The organism is Dietzia natronolimnaea, assembly GCF_002289575.1.
In the GTDB taxonomy this organism is placed as follows: Bacteria; Actinomycetota; Actinomycetes; order Mycobacteriales; family Mycobacteriaceae; genus Dietzia; species Dietzia natronolimnaea_A.
The window spans coordinates 136,139-153,940 of sequence record NZ_NTGA01000014.1 but is presented as its reverse complement, the minus strand read 5'-3'; the positions used below and the strand labels follow the sequence as shown (position 1 = coordinate 153,940).

17 protein-coding genes and 1 pseudogene are annotated in these 17,802 nt (G+C 66.1%); 5 read left to right on the top strand and 13 right to left on the bottom strand.

Annotated features, from left to right (window positions below):
• Positions 1-202 precede the first annotated feature (202 nt).
• A complete protein-coding gene (locus CEY15_RS08360) occupies positions 203-838 on the bottom strand; it encodes a DUF305 domain-containing protein (protein WP_095718033.1) in 636 nt (211 codons plus the stop codon).
• Between the two features lie 45 nt (positions 839-883).
• A complete protein-coding gene (locus CEY15_RS08355) occupies positions 884-2,386 on the bottom strand; it encodes a multicopper oxidase family protein (RefSeq protein WP_095718032.1) in 1,503 nt (500 codons plus the stop codon).
• 324 nt (positions 2,387-2,710) lie between these two features.
• On the opposite strand from CEY15_RS08355, the gene CEY15_RS08350 reads away from it, so the two are divergent.
• The 4 genes from CEY15_RS08350 (at position 2,711) to CEY15_RS08335 (ending at position 6,443) form a co-directional block, all read left to right on the top strand.
• Complete coding sequence (locus CEY15_RS08350) at positions 2,711-3,409, top strand: response regulator transcription factor (RefSeq protein ID WP_095718031.1); 699 nt, start codon at positions 2,711-2,713, stop codon at positions 3,407-3,409.
• 41 nt (positions 3,410-3,450) lie between these two features.
• Positions 3,451-4,620: a sensor histidine kinase gene (locus CEY15_RS08345; protein WP_095718043.1), complete on the top strand. Its 1,170-nt coding sequence runs from the start codon at positions 3,451-3,453 to the stop codon at positions 4,618-4,620.
• A gap of 63 nt (positions 4,621-4,683) precedes the next feature.
• Positions 4,684-5,433: a GNAT family N-acetyltransferase gene (locus tag CEY15_RS08340; protein ID WP_245847407.1), complete on the top strand. Its 750-nt coding sequence runs from the start codon at positions 4,684-4,686 to the stop codon at positions 5,431-5,433.
• Positions 5,430-6,443, top strand: coding sequence for a hypothetical protein (locus CEY15_RS08335; RefSeq protein WP_245847405.1), 1,014 nt, complete (start codon positions 5,430-5,432; stop codon positions 6,441-6,443). The genes CEY15_RS08340 and CEY15_RS08335 overlap by 4 nt, the downstream gene beginning before the upstream one ends.
• A 182-nt stretch (positions 6,444-6,625) precedes the next feature.
• Here the strand turns inward: CEY15_RS08335 and CEY15_RS08330 are convergent, their stop codons facing one another.
• The 5 genes from CEY15_RS08330 to CEY15_RS08310 form a co-directional block, all read right to left on the bottom strand.
• Positions 6,626-6,928, bottom strand: coding sequence for a metal-sensitive transcriptional regulator (locus tag CEY15_RS08330; RefSeq protein WP_095718028.1), 303 nt, complete (start codon positions 6,926-6,928; stop codon positions 6,626-6,628).
• A 92-nt stretch (positions 6,929-7,020) separates the two neighbouring features.
• Positions 7,021-7,329, bottom strand: coding sequence for a YHS domain-containing protein (locus CEY15_RS08325; RefSeq protein WP_095718027.1), 309 nt, complete (start codon positions 7,327-7,329; stop codon positions 7,021-7,023).
• 69 nt (positions 7,330-7,398) lie between these two features.
• A complete protein-coding gene (locus CEY15_RS08320) occupies positions 7,399-9,765 on the bottom strand; it encodes a heavy metal translocating P-type ATPase (protein ID WP_095718026.1) in 2,367 nt (788 codons plus the stop codon).
• Positions 9,755-10,705, bottom strand: coding sequence for a heavy metal-binding domain-containing protein (locus CEY15_RS08315; RefSeq protein WP_095718025.1), 951 nt, complete (start codon positions 10,703-10,705; stop codon positions 9,755-9,757). The genes CEY15_RS08320 and CEY15_RS08315 overlap by 11 nt, the downstream gene beginning before the upstream one ends.
• Before the next feature lie 2 nt (positions 10,706-10,707).
• The gene (locus CEY15_RS08310) at positions 10,708-10,920 is read right to left on the bottom strand and encodes a heavy-metal-associated domain-containing protein (protein ID WP_095718042.1); all 213 of its coding nucleotides are present in this window, start codon (positions 10,918-10,920) and stop codon (positions 10,708-10,710) included.
• Positions 10,921-11,301: 381 nt separating this feature from the next.
• Between CEY15_RS08310 and CEY15_RS19115 the strand changes: the two are divergent.
• Positions 11,302-11,412 (top strand): annotated as a pseudogene (locus CEY15_RS19115) (two-component sensor histidine kinase); the annotation flags it as partial.
• Here the strand turns inward: CEY15_RS19115 and CEY15_RS08300 are convergent.
• From CEY15_RS08300 to CEY15_RS08270, 6 genes are all read right to left on the bottom strand, one after another.
• Positions 11,384-12,427 (bottom strand): MFS transporter, encoded by a 1,044-nt coding sequence (locus tag CEY15_RS08300; protein WP_342744900.1) that lies wholly within the window; start codon positions 12,425-12,427, stop codon positions 11,384-11,386. The pseudogene CEY15_RS19115 and the gene CEY15_RS08300 overlap by 29 nt on opposite strands.
• A gap of 349 nt (positions 12,428-12,776) precedes the next feature.
• Positions 12,777-13,781, bottom strand: a complete 1,005-nt coding sequence (locus tag CEY15_RS08290) for a nucleotidyl transferase AbiEii/AbiGii toxin family protein (RefSeq protein WP_141244227.1) — start codon at positions 13,779-13,781, stop codon at positions 12,777-12,779.
• Entirely contained in the window at positions 13,720-14,721 is a 1,002-nt protein-coding gene (locus CEY15_RS08285; protein ID WP_095718023.1) for a type IV toxin-antitoxin system AbiEi family antitoxin domain-containing protein, read from the bottom strand. Before CEY15_RS08285 ends, CEY15_RS08290 begins: the two co-directional genes overlap by 62 nt.
• Positions 14,722-14,832: 111 nt before the next feature.
• Positions 14,833-15,105 carry an XRE family transcriptional regulator gene (locus CEY15_RS08280; RefSeq protein ID WP_095718022.1) on the bottom strand — a complete coding sequence of 91 codons (273 nt, stop codon included), beginning with the start codon at positions 15,103-15,105 and terminating at the stop codon, positions 14,833-14,835.
• Positions 15,106-15,313: 208 nt separating this feature from the next.
• Complete coding sequence (locus CEY15_RS08275; RefSeq protein ID WP_095718021.1) at positions 15,314-16,414, bottom strand: DUF7064 domain-containing protein; 1,101 nt, start codon at positions 16,412-16,414, stop codon at positions 15,314-15,316.
• Between the two features lie 75 nt (positions 16,415-16,489).
• Positions 16,490-17,668: a phosphotransferase family protein gene (locus CEY15_RS08270; protein WP_176475050.1), complete on the bottom strand. Its 1,179-nt coding sequence runs from the start codon at positions 17,666-17,668 to the stop codon at positions 16,490-16,492.
• Positions 17,669-17,802: the final 134 nt, after the last annotated feature.

Here is a 17,802-nt window from a genome sequence, read left to right as displayed (position 1 = left end):
GCGGACCTTGATCGTCAACGCATCGGCGGTGGAAGCGAGTATCGAATTACTGCCGATCTGAGGTGGTGAGGTCCTGGTAGTCCTTCTCGTTAGATGAGCGATGCGCGGTGGCGAGCGTGTGGCTTTTCACCCTGGGCGGCATGTGTTACACGCGGCTTACGACCTTCGTGGGCCGCTGGCGCGGCCCACGAAGGTCGAGTTTCTACAGTGAGTTGAGCAGGTCGCGCATGGTCTCGATCTCCGCCTGCTGGGTGTCGATGATGGTCTGGGCCAAGTCGACGGCGGGCGGGTAGGTGCCGTCGGCGACCTCGTCCTCGGCCATGGTGACCGCGCCTTCGTGGTGGGCGATCATCTGCTCCAGGAACAGTCGAGCGGCGTCAGTACCTTCGGCGTCTGACAGTTGCTGCAGCTCCTCGTCGCTGAGCATGCCGTCCATCTCGGCCATATCGTGGCCGTCGTGCCCGCCCTCCGGTTCGGTGGGTTCACCCCACTGGTCGAGCCACTCGGTCAGCTGCTCGATCTCCGGGCCCTGAGCGGCTTTGATCTCCTCCGCCAGCTGAGTGACCTCCTGCGGGATGCCGTCCTTGGCCAGGATCATGTCGCTCATCTCGATCGCCTGCTCATGGTGCGGCAGCATCATCTGGGCGAACATCACATCCGCCTCGGAGTGCTCCCCGGCCTCCCCGGGGGTGTCGGTGCCCGTCTCTTCGACGACCGAGGTGGTGGAGGTGGTCGTGGGTTCGGCTGCGGTGGTGTCGTCTCCGTCGTTGGTACATGCGGAGAGGGCGAGCAACGCGGCTGCCGCAACTGTGGTGACTACCTTTGGCTTGCGGATCATCGTGTGGGGTTCCTTTCTCGATGGGTTCAGATCGGGCCGTGACGGCTAGGCGAGGTAGGACAGAGTGGTCATCATCCCGGCCTCCTGGTGGTAGACGTTGTGACAGTGGAAGGCCCATTGGCCCGGGTTGTCGGCGTCGAACTCGATCTCGACCGTGCGCATGGGCCGGATCGTGACGGTGTCCTTGCGCAACCCGGTGTCGACCAGGGAGAAGGTGTGTCCGTGGAGATGCATGGGGTGGACCATGTCCGACATGTTGCGAAGTCGCATTCGAATGCGCTCGCCCTGGGCGACCTCCAGTGGCGCGGAGTCCGGGTGCGCTCGGCCGTTGAGCGTCCAGCGGTAGGGAGTCATGGTGCCGCCCATGTCGACGCTCAAGTAGCGGTCATGGGACCGGTCTCCCACACGGGCGGCCGACGTTGGTGCCAGGTCCGCACTGAAGATGATCCGCCGATCGAGTTCGTCCGGTCGATCCCGGGGCGGGTCGCCGGAGCCGGTGCGCACGATGCCGTACCCGTGGCCGGTTTTGCCTTCCGCCTGGGCGAACAGCGGGAACGCGCCATCGCCCAGCGTGACGAGTGCGTCCACCCGTTCGCCCATCCCGATCATCAGGGCGTCTGTCTCTTCCGGCTCGACGGGGAACCCGTCGGAGTGGGTGACCGTCATCTGGTGTCCGCCCAGAGCGACCCGGAAGACGGTGTCGGCGCCGGCGTTGACGAAACGGATCCGCGTCCGTTGGCCCGGTCTGGCTGTCCACACGATCGGATCAGCCGGGACGCGACCATTGACGAGATAGAGCGGGTAGGACACGTCCCCGGCGACACCGATCAACGGGGACACCATCGCTTCGTCGCCGGAGTGCATGCCCCCCATGGCGCCACGGCCCATGCCTGCGGTCTCACTGGAGGGTTCGGGCCCGCTGAGAATGCCGAGCTGTTGTGCAGCATCGTCTGGGGTGCCGTCGATGCCATCGAGCCAGTCGTCGAGCACCACGAGCCACTCGTGGTCGTAATCGCCGGGCTCGTCCGGATCATCGATGATCAGCACGCCGTACAACCCGCGATCGAGCTGAAATCCCGAGTGGGAGTGGTAGAAGTACGTGCCCGGGTGCGGCGCGGTGAACCCGTAGTCAAAGCGCGCACCGGCCGCAATGGGTTCCTGGGTCAGGCCGGGCACGCCGTCCATGTCGTTGCTCATCGCGATCCCATGGCAGTGCACACTCGTCGTCGCCGGTAGCTGGTTGTTCACCGAGATCTGCAGCAGGTCACCGGCCCGGGCCCGCACCACCGGCCCGGGCAGGGTGCCGTCGTAGGCCCACGTGGAGACCACGCGCCCGCCCAGGTCGACCTCGACCGGGCGAGCCGTCAACCGCGCCGAGGACACCGGCTGGTTCGGGCGTCGTCGTTGGAGTTCGAGCTGGCGAACCTGCGATGACGAGGCGGTCACCGGTGCGCCGGAAGGCGCGGCCGGCCCGGTGCAAGCTCCGAGAACTCCGGCGCCGGCGAGCACGGTGCCGAGCAGGAAGCCACGGCGGGACAGCTCACCCACCGAGCGCCTCTCCGTGGCCGGCGCCGAACAAGGTGGTCACCAGGTAGACCGCGCTCGCCCAGAAGGCCATCAGACCGATGGCTCCGATGGCTACGTCCGCCCACGCTGTCACCCGCGCCTCCCCTCATCCGGTCGGAACCGAGGATGGTCGGCGAACACGTGGGTTTCGGTGGAGATCGTATGAAGGTTCGCTCAAGAAATGCCTCCCGCATGGGCCCGGATGGTGGCGCTGACGATGATGGGGAGATGGCCTCTTCACCTCGTACGATCGGAACGACAGAAGCCGCCGCGTCGGCGCCACGCCCGCCCACGGGTCTGCGGGCGATGGTCGTGGAGGACGAGAAGTCCTTGGCAGACGTCGTGGCCACCTATCTCGAACGGGAAGGCTTCGAGGTGACGGTCTGTGGCGACGGCACCGAGGCGGTGGCCCTGGCCCGGCATGTCGACCCCGATGTGATCGTCCTCGACCTCGGCCTACCCGGTCTGGACGGAGTGGAAGTCTGCCGGCAGGTACGCACACATTCCGACGCCTACATCGTCATGCTCACCGCGCGCACCGACGAGGTCGACACGCTGATAGGTCTGTCGGTCGGATCCGACGACTACATGACCAAACCGTTCAGCCCCCGCGAATTGATGGCCCGAATTCAGGCGATGATGCGTCGCCCGCGTACCAGCACCGCCACCGGAGCCGCCTCAGAGACGGGAGCCGATGAGCCGCTTCGCGAGTTCGGCGATCTCGTGATCGACGTACAGGGCCGCGAGGTCACCGTCGCCGGGACACCGGTTGCACTGACCCGCACCGAATTCGACATCCTCGCGTCGCTGTCGAGGGACCCGGGTGTCGTATGCAGCAGGCCCCAGCTGATCGCCTCGGTCTGGGGACCGAACTGGGTGGGCGATGATCACCTCGTCGATGTGCACATCGGACATCTGCGCCGAAAGCTCGGTGACGAGGCCACCCGCGGCCGCTACGTCCGTACCGTCCGGGGCGTCGGCTACCGGATGGGCACCGGGCAGTGAACTCTCGCTCCGCCCGCCGGCCCGTGGTGTCGGGATCGGGACTGCGGGCAGTGCTGGCCCGCTCGAGCTTCGGCACCAGACTGCTCATAGCCTTGAGCGTCGTTCTCGTCGGCTGTTCTGTCAGCGCGTGGTTTGTCGCCTCAGCTCTGGCGCCGGGAATCTTCCACGATCACCTGGGCCAGGCGGGCATCGATCCCGATTCGCACGAAGCGGCCCACGTCGAGGAAGCCTTCACGGTGGCCATCATCGCCGCGTGGGGCTTAGCGGTGGCCATCGCAGTGCTCCTGGCGCTGGCCGTGAGTTGGTATCTCGCCCGGAGGATCCAGCACTCCGTCACCGCGGTGACCTCCTCGACAGCCGAGATCGCCGGCGGACGCTACGACACCCGGGTCGATAGGCCGGGGCTGGGCCGCGAGTTCGACGATCTGGCCGACAGCGTCAACGAACTCGCCCGACGACTCGACGCCACCGAGACCACCAGACGCCGCATGCTGGCCGACCTCGGGCACGAGATGCGCACACCGCTGGCCACCCTCGACTCCTATCTCGAAGCGATCGACGACGGTGTCCACACCTTCGACGACGACGTCCGACACATCTTGTGGTCGGCCACCCAACGGCTCGAGAGACTCGCCTCGGACATCGTCGACGTCTCCCGCGCGGAAGAACACCTCACGCGTCTCCGCCCCGGCCCGTCCACCACGCGAGCGCTCGTCATGAGCGCGGTCGATGCAGCCCGGGAACGATACGAGAGCAAGGGAGTGCAGCTACGCACGCACGTCGTCGGCGCCACGCCCGTGCTGGTGGACACCGACCGTATCGGGCAGGTACTGGGCAATCTCCTGGACAACGCGCTTCGGCACACCCCCGTCGGCGGCACCGTCACGGTCAGTAGCGCCCCGGCCGGACGCCATCACGTCGAGATCACGGTGAGTGATTCCGGGGAGGGCATCGCTGCGGAGCATCTCGACCACATCTTCGACCGCTTCTATCGGGCCGACTCATCGCGCGGCCGCCACAGCGGAGGTAGCGGTATCGGCCTGACCATCACCCGCGCTCTCGTTGAAGCCCACGGTGGCACCATCCGGGCGCACAGCGACGGTCTCGGACGAGGCGCGCGCTTCACCGTCGAACTCCCGAACCCCGGCCGCTCTCTCACCCACCGGACCGGTGGTGTCGGGGTGCACGAGACCGCGCCCGGCCCGTCCTGACGCAGAAGGGAACTGCACATGTGCCTACCGAGGCGCCGCGACCGCGTAAGCCACCGCTCCCGGGTGGCGCCCTGCCCGCGGCCGGGGCCGGTGGTAGCGGACGATCTCGTCCTGCGAGTCGCCACGGTCGCTGATCTGGACGCGACCGCGCTGCTGCATTGTGAACAGTTGCCGGCCGGATTCTTTCCCGACCTGGGGCCGCGTTTCATGCGTCGCTGGCACCGGGCCTACCTTGATTCCCCGCAGGGCGTGGCGTTGGTCGCGGTGTGTCGGTGTGATGATCCCGAGCACGTGTGCGCCTTCTTGTTCGGTTCGATCGATGAATCGACACACATGCGGGCAGTGCTGGCCGACCGACGACGCGTGCTGTCCCTGGCAGTGGTCGCCGCCGTGTCACTGCTGCGCCACCCACCACTGGCGGCGCGGTTCGTGCGCACGCGCGCGACGCCGTGGACACGTCGCCTGATCGGCACACTCACCTCCCAACCTGCCGCACCTTCGGGGGTCGATTCGACGCCGGTAGCCGTGCTGGCCGCGATCGCCGTCCACCCGTCACTGCGGGGCTCCGGCGCCGGTGCCCGCCTGGTCGAGCTGTTTCTCAACCACGCACACGAGGGCGGCACTGCTACCGCCGAACTGGTCACCAGTGCCGGCTCGGACGGGGCCGGCGAGTTCTATGAACGTATGGGGTGGATACCGGGGCGCGAGAGCCGAACGCGCGACGGGGAGAAAGTGCGCAGCTATCGTCATCCCACGGCGTCCCCGGCCCGCCGCGACACGTTCCGCGATGAGCGCGAGGCGGATCCCCGATGAACCTGACCCGGCGTCAATTGCTGACGTTGCTGACTGCGGGGTCAGCCGCTGCCGTGGCGTCCTGCACCTTCGAGCCGCGCCCGCAGCCTGCCCCCTCGGCGACTACGCCGAGTCCGCTGCCATCTGACCCGAGCGGATTCGAGCCCGGAGTACGGCGTTCCCCGTTGTCCGCTGCGGCGAGTCGTTGGCAGCCGACGCCCGGTGAAGTGCGTCCGGAGATCAAGCGCACAGCGGCCGCATTTCTGGAGACCGCCGGGACCTGGAGCGATGACGACACTGCGGTAGGCAGCCTCGTCCGTGCCGGCGCACCGCCGTCGGTGGCATCAACTGCGTCGATACTCCATCTGGATACCGCCCGCGCCGGGGAACTGACCGTCGTCTATCCGCAGTACGGCGGACTGGCCTCGGACACCGCTGCGGTCATCGCTCTGGTAGAGCAGAAACTGGACACCGTCTCGGGACCATTGGACCGCGAACTCGTCGTGGACGTGCGCCTGGCTAGACCCCCCGGGGGGGACTGGGCCGTCGAGCGGCTGGTCGCACCGACGTCACTGGGCCCGTCTCTGTTGCTGACGGACATGGCGGCAGCGGTGCTCGCCGAACCGAGGATCATCCTGCCCGGACCGTCCCGCAGCGATATCAGTACCGGCAGGATGGACAACCAGCTGCTGGGGATACTCCTGGCCCTGTCCCGGGAGTTCACCATGGCCATCCAGGTGATGCACACCGGCCACGTCCAAACGGTCTATCCGACCACGCGGGTGTCCAACCACGCAGTGGGGCGAGCAGTGGACATTCGTGAGATCGACGGTCGGCCAGTGGTTGACACCAGACCCGATGATGATCGTGTGGTTGGGTTGATGCGGCGAGCCGCCGAGTTGGGAGCCACCGAGGTCGGGGGGCCTGTTGACCTCAACGGACCACGCAAGGGATTCTTTTCCGACGACGTGCACCAAGATCACATCCATCTCGGTATCACCCCCGGCGACCCGCCAGCGCACCTGCGGTAGGGCGCATTCGCTTGCAGGTGTGGCATTGAGGTCACCGCCGAGGAGAATCGGTCGACCCTGTAGCGATGCAGCCGCTTCGGTAAGGCGGTCGGTGATGCCCTGACCGGTTAAACCGAGCCGACCTCGGAGAGAGGTTCACAAGGGAGGCGATTAATGTCCGAATGCGTCTCGCATGGGATCTTCTAGGACTTCACGAGTCGGGCGATGGCAGCGGAGGCTTCTTTGAGCTTGGTTTCGGCGTGGGTTCCACCCTCGTGGACTGCGCCGGTGACGCAGTGTTGGAGGTGGTCATCGAGCAGGGCCAGGGCGACGTTCTCCAGGGCAGAGGTCATGGCGCTGACCTGGGTGAGGATATCGATGCAGTAGGTGTCTTCATCGATCATGCGGTGGATGCCGCGGGCTTGTCCTTCAATGCGTTTCATCCTGGCGAGGTAGCGGTCTTTGTCATTGATATAGCCGCGGGATTCATTCTCGGTGGTGATCATTGTTCGTAACTTTCTAGGTCAGGTGCGGTCGCGTCGATGCTCATGGGATGAACCCGATCAGTGGCGAGGGGGGCGGCGGCCGGTGGTGATGGTCAGGCGGCGTTGGCGTATCGGTCGGGGTCGGCGTCGAACAGGGGACCACAGGCGGCGCAGCAGAACCAGTATCGCTGGTCCTGATAGTCCCGAAACAGGCCCTCAGCTTCGGCGTGGGACTTGATCACCGGGGTGCCGGCCATGACTAGACACTCGGTGACGTCGTCGCTGTCCGCGTCGGCGAGGTCCTCGGCCTGGGGTGTGTGGCCACAGCACCCCCCGCCCGAAGTTGCAGTGGTGTCGGTCAGCGGCAGATCCTGGTGATCGTCGGTGGTCCGGTCTTGGTCGTCGTGGTGGTGTGTGGTCATCGTGCTGCCCTTTTCTGTCGGGTTTCCTCTGCGGGTGGGGAAGTCGTCGGGCCTGTCGGTCGAGATGTGTCAGGTCTGGGCCGGCTCCTTGGTCTGACTCCCGTCGCCGATGGGGTTGGTCGAGTCCGTGCCGCGCGGGCCGACGTGGGAGGAGCGGTCGCCCTGGTTGTCGGCCTTGGCTTTGAACTTGCGCAGCCGCAAGCTGTTCGCGACGACTGAGACGCTGGAGAAGGCCATGGCGGCTCCGGCGAGCATGGGGTTGAGTAGACCGACCGCAGCGATCGGGATCGCGAGGGTGTTGTAGCCGAAGGCCCAGAACAGGTTTTGCTTAATGGTGCGCAGGGTCTTACGAGACAGACGGATCGCATCGGCGGCTGCCCGCAGGTCTCCTCGGACCAGGGTGATGTCGGCGGCTTCAATGGCCACGTCGGTGCCAGTGCCCATCGCTAGACCCAGGTTGGCCTGGGCCAGGGCGGGAGCGTCGTTAACGCCGTCACCGACCATGGCCACGACTTTGCCCTCGTCCTGCAGTCGGGCGATGACATCGACCTTGTCCTTGGGCATTACCTCGGCAATGACTTCGGTGATGCCGACCTCCGCGGCGACCTGCTCGGCCACGGTCTGGTTGTCGCCAGTCAGCAGAACCGGGGTCAGCCCGAGTTCCTTGAACTGGGCGATCGCCTCGGCGGAGGTGGGTTTGATCTGGTCGGAGACCACCAGGATGCCGCGGGCTTGACCGTCCCAGCCGACAGCAATAGCTGTCTTACCCTCAGATTCGGCGGTCTGCTTGGCGGTCTTGAGGTCCTCATCCAAATGCATGGACCAGTCGGCCAGCAAGACCTCCCGACCCGCGACCACAGCGTGCCCGTCGACGACGCCTTGGACGCCTTTGCCCTCAATGTTTTCGAACGACTCCGGGGCAGGTAGCTCCCCGACCTGCGCGGTAGCCCCCGCTGCAATGGCCTGGGCGATGGGGTGCTCGGAGTAGTCCTCCAAGCCACCGGCCAGGCGCAGCAGCTGATCGCGGTCCACTTCCTTGGCGGTGGTCACATCGGTCAGGGTCATCTTACCGGTGGTGACGGTGCCGGTCTTATCCAGCACAATCGTGTCGACCCGCTTGGTGGACTCCAGGACCTCGGGGCCCTTGATGAGCACGCCCATCTGCGCGCCGCGACCGGTGCCGACCAGTAGCGCGGTCGGCGTCGCCAATCCGAGGGCACAGGGGCAGGCGATGATCAGCACCGCCACGGTGGCGGTGAACGCCGCGCTGACCGGGAACCCGGCACCGAGCCAGGCACCGAGTGCTGCGATGGCGACTGCTATCGCCACCGGCACGAAGACGGAGGAGACGCGGTCGGCCAGCCGCTGGATCTCGGCCTTGCCGGACTGGGCGTCCTCGACCATCTTGGCCATCTGCGCGAGCTGAGTGTCCGAGCCGATTCGAGTGGCCTTGACAACCAGGCGGCCGCCGGCGTTGACGGTGGCGCCGGTGACGTTGTCACCCTCGGTGACTTCCACCGGTACTGATTCACCGGTGAGCATCGAGGCATCGATCGCGGAGCTGCCGGAGGTGATTGTGCCGTCGGTGGCGATCTTCTCCCCGGGCCGGACCACGAACTCGTCACCCGCCGAGAGTTCATCGATGGAGACGCGCTCTTCCTTCCCGTTTCGCAGGATGGAGACCTCTTTGGCGCCCAGTTCGAGCAGTGCGCGTAGCGCGGCTCCGGCTTGGCGCTTGGAACGTTTCTCGAAGTAGCGTCCCAGCAGGATGAACGTGATGACGCCGGCGCCGACTTCCAGGTAGATATGGCCCAGTCCGTCGGAGCGAGAGATGGTGAATTCGAAGGGGTGGACCACTCCGGGTTGACCGGCGGTACCGAAGAACAGCGCGATGATCGACCAGATCAGCGCCGAGGTGGTGCCGACCGAGATGAGGGTGTCCATGGTGGCGGCGCCGTGCTTGAGGTTGGCCCAGGCGGCCTTGTGGAACGGCCAACCCGCCCACACCACCACCGGCGCGGCCAAGACCAGCGAGGCGAACCCCCAGTAGTCGAACTGCAGCGCGGGAATCATCGCCATCGCGATGACGGGCACCGACAGCACCGCAGCACCGATCAGGCGCTGCTTGAGCACCCGGATCTCGGCGTCCTCACTCGACTCACCCTCCTCGGAATCACCGGACTTCTGACCCTTGGGGGTGGGAAGCTCGGCGGTGTAGCCGGTCTTCTCCACCTCCGAGATCAGCAGCTGCGGGTCGTACCCCTCCGGGGCAGTAACGCTGGCCTTCTCGGTGGCGTAGTTCACCGAAGCGTTGATGCCGTCGAGCTTGTTGAGCTTCTTCTCGACCCGGTTCGCGCACGAGGCGCAGGTCATGCCACCGATCTTCAGCTCGACCCCGGTCATACTGACCTCGGTCCTGGCACTCTCAGTCGTCATGGCCCTCTCCTTGCTCGTGCTCATCGTTCTCGCTGTCCCCACTGCTCGCGCCATCACTGTTGTTTCCGGTGGCGTCGATGACCAACGAAGCGGTGTGCGCCTGCGCGTCGACCTGGAAGTCCAGGTAGAGCAGGTATCGACCTTCGGTCGGGGCGGTGGCCTCGAAAACGATCTCCGGACCGGAGGTCTCCCCGGCTACGGAAGTGCCGCCATGGGGATGGGCATGCAGGTAAGCCAGATCCCCATCACGCAGCGCCACCAAGTGCCCGAATGCCCCAAGGTAAGGCTCCAGAGACGTGACCGGCTCACCGTAGCGGGTAATCATGAACGTCAATTCGGACGCCGAACCGGCCACGAGATCGCCCTCGACGGTCACGTCGAATCCATCAAACGTCGTCTGCACAGCTTGCTCAGCCGCGACCGGCTCGAAGTCGCCGCTCACCTGCACCGCGGTCGACAGGGTGATGCCCTCATCGCTCTGTGCGGGGACGAAGTCCGCGAAGATCCGGTAGGTGCCGGCTGCCTCCCACTGCCACGGGATGGACCACGTGCCGTCCTGGTTCTTTTCGGGATGAACGTGAGCGAAGTGCTGCCCGTCGGCGCGGACGGCGATCAGGTGCATCTCTTGCTCGTGGTCAAGATCGAAGTCGGTGACCCGGTTCCCGTCGGGGCCGGTCACCGCGAACGTCAACTCGCTCGCCTCGCCCGTTCCGGCGGGGGCGCTCACGCTGGTGAGCTGGTATCCGTCCTGGGCCAGGCCGAGACCGAGGGAGGATGTATCGGCCCCATCGCCATGCCCGGCCCCGTGGCCTTCTGCCGACTCCTCGACCCAGGCCCGCACGGTGTCCTCGGGGATGACCGCGTTGGCGGTCAGACCGGCTGCGGTGAACACGGCCACGAGGATCAGCCCGTACAGGCCGAGGCGTGCGGGCGCTTTCATGCTCAGCTCCTGACGGCGGTGTAGCCTGCCTCGTCGACTGCGGCGATCACTGCTGCGTCGGCGACGGGCTGCTCAATAGTGATACTCAGGCGACCAGTCTGGGCGCTGACCTCGATATCGGTCACGCCGTCGATCTGGGCGACCTCGTCGCGGATCGCGCCCTCGCAGTGCCCGCATGTCATTCCGGTCACCTGGTACTCGGTCGTGGTTGCCATGATTCTTAACTCCTTGCTCTCGTGTACGACGCTTTCGAACACTATACCCATGGGGGGTATGGGTCAACTATAGGCAACCTGCCGGGGTGTCCTGGCTGGCGGGTTGGTCGGGGGCGCAGTGGCGCAGGCCGGTGCGGCGATGAGCTGCTGGCCGAGTGGACCGTGAACCCCGTTCGCCGACAGCATGGCGCATCGACACTGCCCGAGGTTGCGGCGACCTTTTCCGTGGCATCGAGCTACCAATCATGTCGGTGGTCAACGCCATCGACGGGACGACGCCGGGGCAGGCGATCGCGAAACTGGCGAACACCACCGCCAGACCGGTGGTGGCCTTGAGAAGCCGAGTTGGCGGATGCCTTCGCTGCTCACGACGTGTTCTGCCTGACCATTACCCGCGCTCTCGTTGAAGCCCACGGCGGCAGCATCCGAGCACACAGCGACGGTCCCGGACGAGGCGCGAGCTTTACTGTCGAGATCCCGACGCGGGGCTGACCTCATCGACGGGTCTTTTCCAGAGCGCGAGTGCCGCCAGGGCCCCGAGGGCCCCCAGTGCCGCGAGAATCAACGCGGTCAGGGCCAGGCCGAGGCGCGCGCCGAGTACGCCGGCGATCGGGTAGGTGAGCATGAAGCACGCGTGGGACAGGGAGAACTGTGCGGCAAAGACTGCGGGTCGGGAAACGGGGTCGGAGGCACGCCGAAGCAGGCGGGCGGACGGGGTCAAAATCAGCGATGTCGCAGCCCCGAGAACTGCCCACAGCGTGAGCAGCACTGCCCACTGCCCCCCGCCGGGCGGTAGATCCATCACCGGGGCAGATGCGGCCAGGGCGACGGGAATGACCGCCGCGCCGGCGAGCATGACCGGTCGATCGGGGATTTTGTCGAGGACCGAAGGAACGACGAGCGCGACGAGCATCGAACCGGCACCGAAGGCGGCAAGGAGGACCGCGACGTCGCTCTCCGAGCGCCCCAGAGGCCCCCTCACGAGAACGACGGTGTTGACGATCACCATGGCTGTGGAGGTGGCGACGACGAGGTTCATCGCCAGCAGACCCCGCAGCTCCGTGGTGCGCAACATGACGCGAATGCCCCGGGACGCACGATCTCGGAACGAGCTGGCTTCGGAGCGTGCGGCATCTGGGATGCCGGTGACCAGGACGAGCACGCCGGAGGCGATGAATCCCAGCGCGGTGCCCAGGAACAGATTGTTGTAGGACATCACGGTCAGAAGTGCTGCGGCCACCACCGGGCTCAACAGTGATTCCATGTCGTAGGCCAGCCGGGACAGCGACAGCGCGCGGGTGTACTCCGCCTCGTCGGGAAGGATGTCGGGGATGACGGCCTGGAACACAGGGGTGAAGGTCGCCGACGCCGCTTGCAGGACGAAGATCAGCACGTAGATCTGCCACGCCTCACTGACCCAGGGCAGGGAGAACGCCACTGCAGCCCGGACCGCGTCCGCGCTCACGAGAACGGTCTTTCGTCGCCACCGTGTGGCCAGAGCCGCCATCACTGGGGACACGGCGACGTACGCGACCATCTTGATCGTCAGCGCCGTGCCCAATCAGACCGGCGTCTCGCCCTGCGATGGAGAACGCCAACAGTCCCAGCGCCACGGTGAGGAGGCCCGTACCGAGGAGGGCGACGATCTGCGCGCTGAACAGTCTCGCGTAGGTGCTGTTCCGGAGGACACCGATCACGAGCGGCCAACCGCCTCTGCGCTGCCGTGATGACCGCGGCCATGATGAGCGGGGTGGCTGTCCAACGCGTGCTGCGCCTGAAAAATCGCATCAACGACGAGCTGGCGGGCATGCTCGTCGGTCAAGCTACCGCCGTCTCGAGGTTCAGCGGAGTTGCTGTTAGTTGCCGAATTCATCTTGAGGGCCGCGGGACTGGGGTGTCGGTAACCACTGATGGGTCTCGGGGGACCAGAGGCTGGCGGTGACCGGGTTGTCGGGGGAGAGTAGGGGGTCCAGCAGTGTTCCGGCAGTGTTCAGTGCATTGTCGACGCGAAGGAGTTCTGGGCGGGGTTGATGCAGGGTGCTGACGAATTTGCTGTAGCCGTCCGGCCACTCATCACTCGGAAGGATCAGATGGGGCGGTAGCGTCACTGCTCGAATGCGGACCTGCTGCCCCAGTGCGGTGCGCAACATTTCGGCGTCTACTTCGAGTTCGAGAGCGATCAGGGCGATGTCGTAGAGATCGCGGTACCGGGTGGAGCGGCGGGCGCCGTGGATCTCGTACATGGCGCAGGTTTTGTCGGCGACCTGGTTTTCTATGGGGTAGGACAGCACGGTGAAGTGTCGGCGTGCGAACGGTACCTCGAGTGGATCGGTACGGGTGACCGGCAGTGGGTCGATGACAGTGGGAGCATCCAGGTCCCCGGAGACGTCGATGTTGAACCGAGAGAACTCGGTGGTGCCGAACCGGACGACGACGGTCAGTTGAATGTTCTCGATGGTTCCGCTGACTGTTTCCTTCCGTGGATTGTGCACGTCGAACGTGTACGGGCCGACTGTGGTCCGGTCCATGACGGCGATCAAGGTGTCGGCGGCGGCGCGATGGCCGGTGGGGGAGGACTGCCGGTACAGGTCGAGGTCCTGGGTGTGGCGGGCTCCGGGGATGAGGCAGTAGAGGTTGGTGCCGCCTTTGAGGACCCATGCCGGGTCGGTGTCCATCAGTTCTGCGAGGAAGACTTCGCGGAAGAACCTGCTGTAGACGAGGTTCGGGGCCAGCTTCTGCTGGGTGGCGAACTGTCGTAATCCTGCAGTGATTTGGGTATGGGTGGTCCGCTGCTTGGGGTTAGGCATCGTCGCCCTGGCGGTCGTCGTCCTCAGCGTCGTCTCGGTGGTCTTCAGTGTCACGGGGCGTGTGTTGCTCTGTCCAAGGCCAGTTGACTCCACCGGTACCAGAGGTGGGCATCGCCTCGCTGAATGCTTGGGCGGCTCGCTTGGCCTGGGCGTCCAGCTTTTCTCTGAGTGCCGGCGAGATCGCCGCGTCCGGATTTATTGCTGGCAACTCTGGTAGCTGCACCCGGGTGGTCGTCTCTGGTGGCTGAAGCTGTGGGAGGGCTTCGGCGACCATCCTCAGGAGTTGTTGTTGGAGCGGTGCTATCGCCTGCTGCATCATGCGGGCGAGGTGGTCATCATCGACGCGGTGTTCTGGGAAGAGTTCCTCTAGGCGGGCGCGCATTGCCGGCGCGGTGTTGCGGGCGGTCCCGAAGTGCTCAGCCACCGGTGCGAGGGGATTCGCCAGGTCATCTTTGGTGGTGAGACGCTGCGACAGCGCATCAGCGAGCATGTCGATGAGATGGCCCGGTTCATGTCCGGCTCGGGCCAGGTCGAGCACCGTTCTGCCCACGCTGGTGACCGGCAACCCCTCCATGTCGATGACCTCACCCGGGGAGAGCGCTGCGGTGATCAACTGAACGCCGGGCTGGCGTGTCTGTCGCCGGTCGGGCGTGGTGAAGGTGATCGCTTCGCTGGGCACATCACCAATGCCGTGCAGCTGCGCCGCAGTCTCGTGGGAGACGACGGCGTCTTGGTCGTCGCTATTCCCGCGATCGGAGGCCAGAGCTTGCGGTTTCAGGGCCAACCATTGCGCCCGCACCTCGAGCACGGCGGTGACCGGGGTCGAGGCGCTCGCGTAAACCCCATGACGCACCCGCAGAAGTACCCCACGGTCCACGAGTCGGCTCAGCAGGACAGCGCTGACACCCACCTCTCGGGCCTGGGCAGCGGTGAGCAAACCCCACTGCCGGGCCGCGAGATCCGAGACGATCTCCGTCGCTTCCCCCAGTCGCATACTGCAACAATAACACATAAAGATAGTTCTGAAGCAAATAACACACACTCTGCCTGCAATAATATCCTTTACAGGTACTTTCGCAGTGTCTTCGCGGGCCCGACTCTAGGGCTACGCGTGTTTTTCGGTGGTGGTCACATGGCCAGTGGTATCGAGGTAGGCGGCATCGCGTAGGGCAGCCTCGAGAACCTGGACATATGGCAGGCGCAGTTCGGCAGCCATGCCGTCGAGCGTCGTTCGGGCCGGCAGGCCGCGCAGTCCGTGGGTGCGCCACAGGTGCAGATTCTGGCGGGTGATCCCGATGCGGCGGGCCAACTCGGACTCACTGACGCCGTAGGCGCGCTTGTGGGCGTCGATGAGCTCGACCAGGTGAGCGGTCTCCATGGCTTCAAGTGTCCGCGCGCGCCCTGGGTGCCGTCAAGAGGCGCTTAATGGTTTCGACAAGTGTCACTTTACATAAGATAAGTTGTCGGCATCCAAGTAGTGCCCGACATTAGCCCGCGGCTGGGGCAGCAATTACGGTCCGCGGCATCGTGCTTCCTTTTCAGCCTGCGTCACATTCGGGAGTAGACCTTATCCGCAGCGCCGACGTTCACTTGGCCATATCCCCCCACCCGCCGAACCCCGATGGGTCGTGCCGGCCCATGGTGGCGTGCTCGAACAGGCCCCATCCCTCGTCGCCGTTGCAGGTCGCGCGGGCCACGTGGTCCACGACGTTGAACGGCAGCATGTTCACCACGTCAGGGGAGGTCATGTCGTAGGTGACGGACTCACTCCACTCGCGGCCCATCCAGCGACCGTGCGACCAGGCGGGGTCTCCCACGTAGCCCGCGCCCATGCTCAGCGGGACCCCGCCCAGCGTCTCGACCTCCAGCAACAACGGTTCACCGCGAGGAGTGGTCAGGTGCAGCCGGGCGCACTCCGGATGACGGGTGCCGCTGCGGTAGTCGACCTCCAGCCGCGGCCATCCCAACTGCTCGATCCGTCCGTCGGCGAACACCCAGCTCGCGTGGTTCAGCGTGCGGTGCCCGTCGGGGCTCTCCTGCAGGATCACGACCATCGCGTAGTCGTCGAAGCGCAGCGGGATGTACGTCCACCAGAACCCCTCGCGCGGCTCGGCGGCCCACCGGCCCGGCGGATCGGACTCGCCACTCGGGCGGATCCCCCACGAGCGGTCCCGGGTGCCCAGCCACACGTCGGGGTCGACGGAAAAGTCACGGCCGTCCACCGAGAGGGTTCCCGACCAGCTGCCGACCTGCGCGAACCGGCTCGCGTCCAGCATCGCGCGCGTGCCCTCCAGTAGGACGTGCCGGTCCTCGAGCACCGCATCGAACGAGCCCTGCCAGGTCATGTCCATCGACAGATCCGGGTGCTCGCAGATCAGACGCAACGACCGCAGCGGGTCGATCACCTCGATCCGGTACCCGCCCACCGCCGGTTCCAGCGACCGCGACTCGAGTGCGTCGGAGAACCGCACCGACCGCTGCGTGTCGCCGTGGCGCACCGTCGCGAACGCGTCCACCACGCCGAGATTGGGATACACCCCGAACCCGGTCACCAGGAACACCTCCCCGGTGCGGTCGTGCGCGTTGAAGTAGTAGCGGTCGTAGAAGTTCCGATCGCTCGTGCCCACCTGCGCCATCGGCAGCGGCGTCTGGTGGACGGGGAACTCGTCGAGCGGGGTGGGTTTCACGTGGATCCTCGGGTGGTAGTCGGCCGCTGGGGCAGCGGGGAAGAGGCTGGTGGGAGCGGCGGGCCAGCGGTGCGGTCAGTCGGCGATGAGCTGCGCCAACTTGGTGTGGTGGAGGACGTACTCGTCCGGGTGGGCGGGGGTCTCCACCTCGCCGAAGTGGATACGACGGCGAGTGATCCGCGACAGGATCACGGCCTGCCGCAGCCCGGCGTACACGTAGTAGAACGGCAGATCCCGGACCGTGGATCCGGTGAGGTGCTCGTACTGCTCGACGACCTCGCTGTGCTCGAACAGGTCCGGAATCCCGGGGAAGTCAAAGGCCACCGCGAGTTCCTGGAACACGTCGTGGAAGTACAGGAACCAGCCCAGATCCACCTCGGGCGGCGCGATGGTGGCCATTTCCCAGTCCAGGACTGCGGTCGGTCGGGTTCCGTCGTAGAGAATGTTGCCGATCCGCGCATCGCCCCAGCTCAGGGCGTCCGGGCTGGTCTCGTCGGGCCAGTGGGCCTCGATCCAGTCGAAGGCTCGGTCGATGACGGGGATGGTCAACCCGTCCTCGCGGGTCGTCCACTGGTAGTAGGCGCGCTGCTCATCCACGTGGGCGCGCAGCGCGCTCATGCCGGGGGCGGGGGCGAGCGAGGACACCAGGTCGGCGGGCTGCGGGATCTGGTGAATCGCCGCCAACACGGCCAGGGACTCCCGTTGCACCTCCCGCCGCTGCTGGGGGTCCATCTCCAGGAGCCAGCCGTCGAAGACGTACGGGGGGTTGTCGACCGGGGCCCGGCCGCTGGCCCGGTCCATCACCAGGAACGGCGTGCCGAGAACGGCCGGGTCCTGCTCGAGCCAGCGGACGCGGGGGACCGGTAGGTCGGTGTTCTCGCGGACCACCCGCATCACGTCGAACTGCTTCTGCAGGTCGTAGACGGGGAACACCGGGAACGCGTCGTCCTGCGGGCACATCCGGGCCACCAACTCCACGGACTGGCGCTCGCTCGACCCGGCCGGGGTCCACGCGGCGTCGAACAGCACCGAGATGTTGGACATTCCCGAGCTCTCCGGCCGGCTCACCGAAGAGACCTCGACCCCGGCGTCGGAGTCGACCTCGTCCCGGCCGGCCAACCACAGGGTCAGGCGCTCACGGAACTCATCGAGGTCGGCCTCGCCCGAGGTGATGCGTTGGTTGAGTGGTTCGTCTGATCGCGTCGATGTCGAACTGGACTCGGTGGACGTCACCTGCGTCGCGTGGTCAGTCATCTGGTGTGGACCCTTCGTGCGGACCTGCCGCGCGGGCGGTACCCGCCCTCGGATCAGTGTGACCCACAGCACATGAGGAAGTGCTCGAAATGCGCAACCCGGCGCCGTTCCCGCCAGAGTGAAGGCGCACGTTG

Excerpts from the sequence above, each read along its gene's own strand:
- CEY15_RS08360 (WP_095718033.1), bottom strand. The coding sequence starts at position 838 with ATGATCCGCAAGCCAAAGGTAGTCACCACAGTTGCGGCAGCCGCGTTG.
- CEY15_RS08350 (WP_095718031.1), top strand. The coding sequence starts at position 2,711 with ATGGTCGTGGAGGACGAGAAGTCCTTGGCAGACGTCGTGGCCACCTAT.
- CEY15_RS08335 (WP_245847405.1), top strand. The coding sequence starts at position 5,430 with ATGAACCTGACCCGGCGTCAATTGCTGACGTTGCTGACTGCGGGGTCA.
- CEY15_RS08330 (WP_095718028.1), bottom strand. The coding sequence starts at position 6,928 with ATGATCACCACCGAGAATGAATCCCGCGGCTATATCAATGACAAAGAC.
- CEY15_RS08325 (WP_095718027.1), bottom strand. The coding sequence starts at position 7,329 with ATGACCACACACCACCACGACGACCAAGACCGGACCACCGACGATCAC.
- CEY15_RS08320 (WP_095718026.1), bottom strand. The coding sequence starts at position 9,765 with ATGACGACTGAGAGTGCCAGGACCGAGGTCAGTATGACCGGGGTCGAG.
- CEY15_RS08315 (WP_095718025.1), bottom strand. The coding sequence starts at position 10,705 with ATGAAAGCGCCCGCACGCCTCGGCCTGTACGGGCTGATCCTCGTGGCC.
- CEY15_RS08310 (WP_095718042.1), bottom strand. The coding sequence starts at position 10,920 with ATGGCAACCACGACCGAGTACCAGGTGACCGGAATGACATGCGGGCAC.
- CEY15_RS08300 (WP_342744900.1), bottom strand. The coding sequence starts at position 12,427 with ATGGCGGCTCTGGCCACACGGTGGCGACGAAAGACCGTTCTCGTGAGC.
- CEY15_RS08285 (WP_095718023.1), bottom strand. The coding sequence starts at position 14,721 with ATGCGACTGGGGGAAGCGACGGAGATCGTCTCGGATCTCGCGGCCCGG.
- CEY15_RS08280 (WP_095718022.1), bottom strand. The coding sequence starts at position 15,105 with ATGGAGACCGCTCACCTGGTCGAGCTCATCGACGCCCACAAGCGCGCC.
- CEY15_RS08270 (WP_176475050.1), bottom strand. The coding sequence starts at position 17,668 with ATGACTGACCACGCGACGCAGGTGACGTCCACCGAGTCCAGTTCGACA.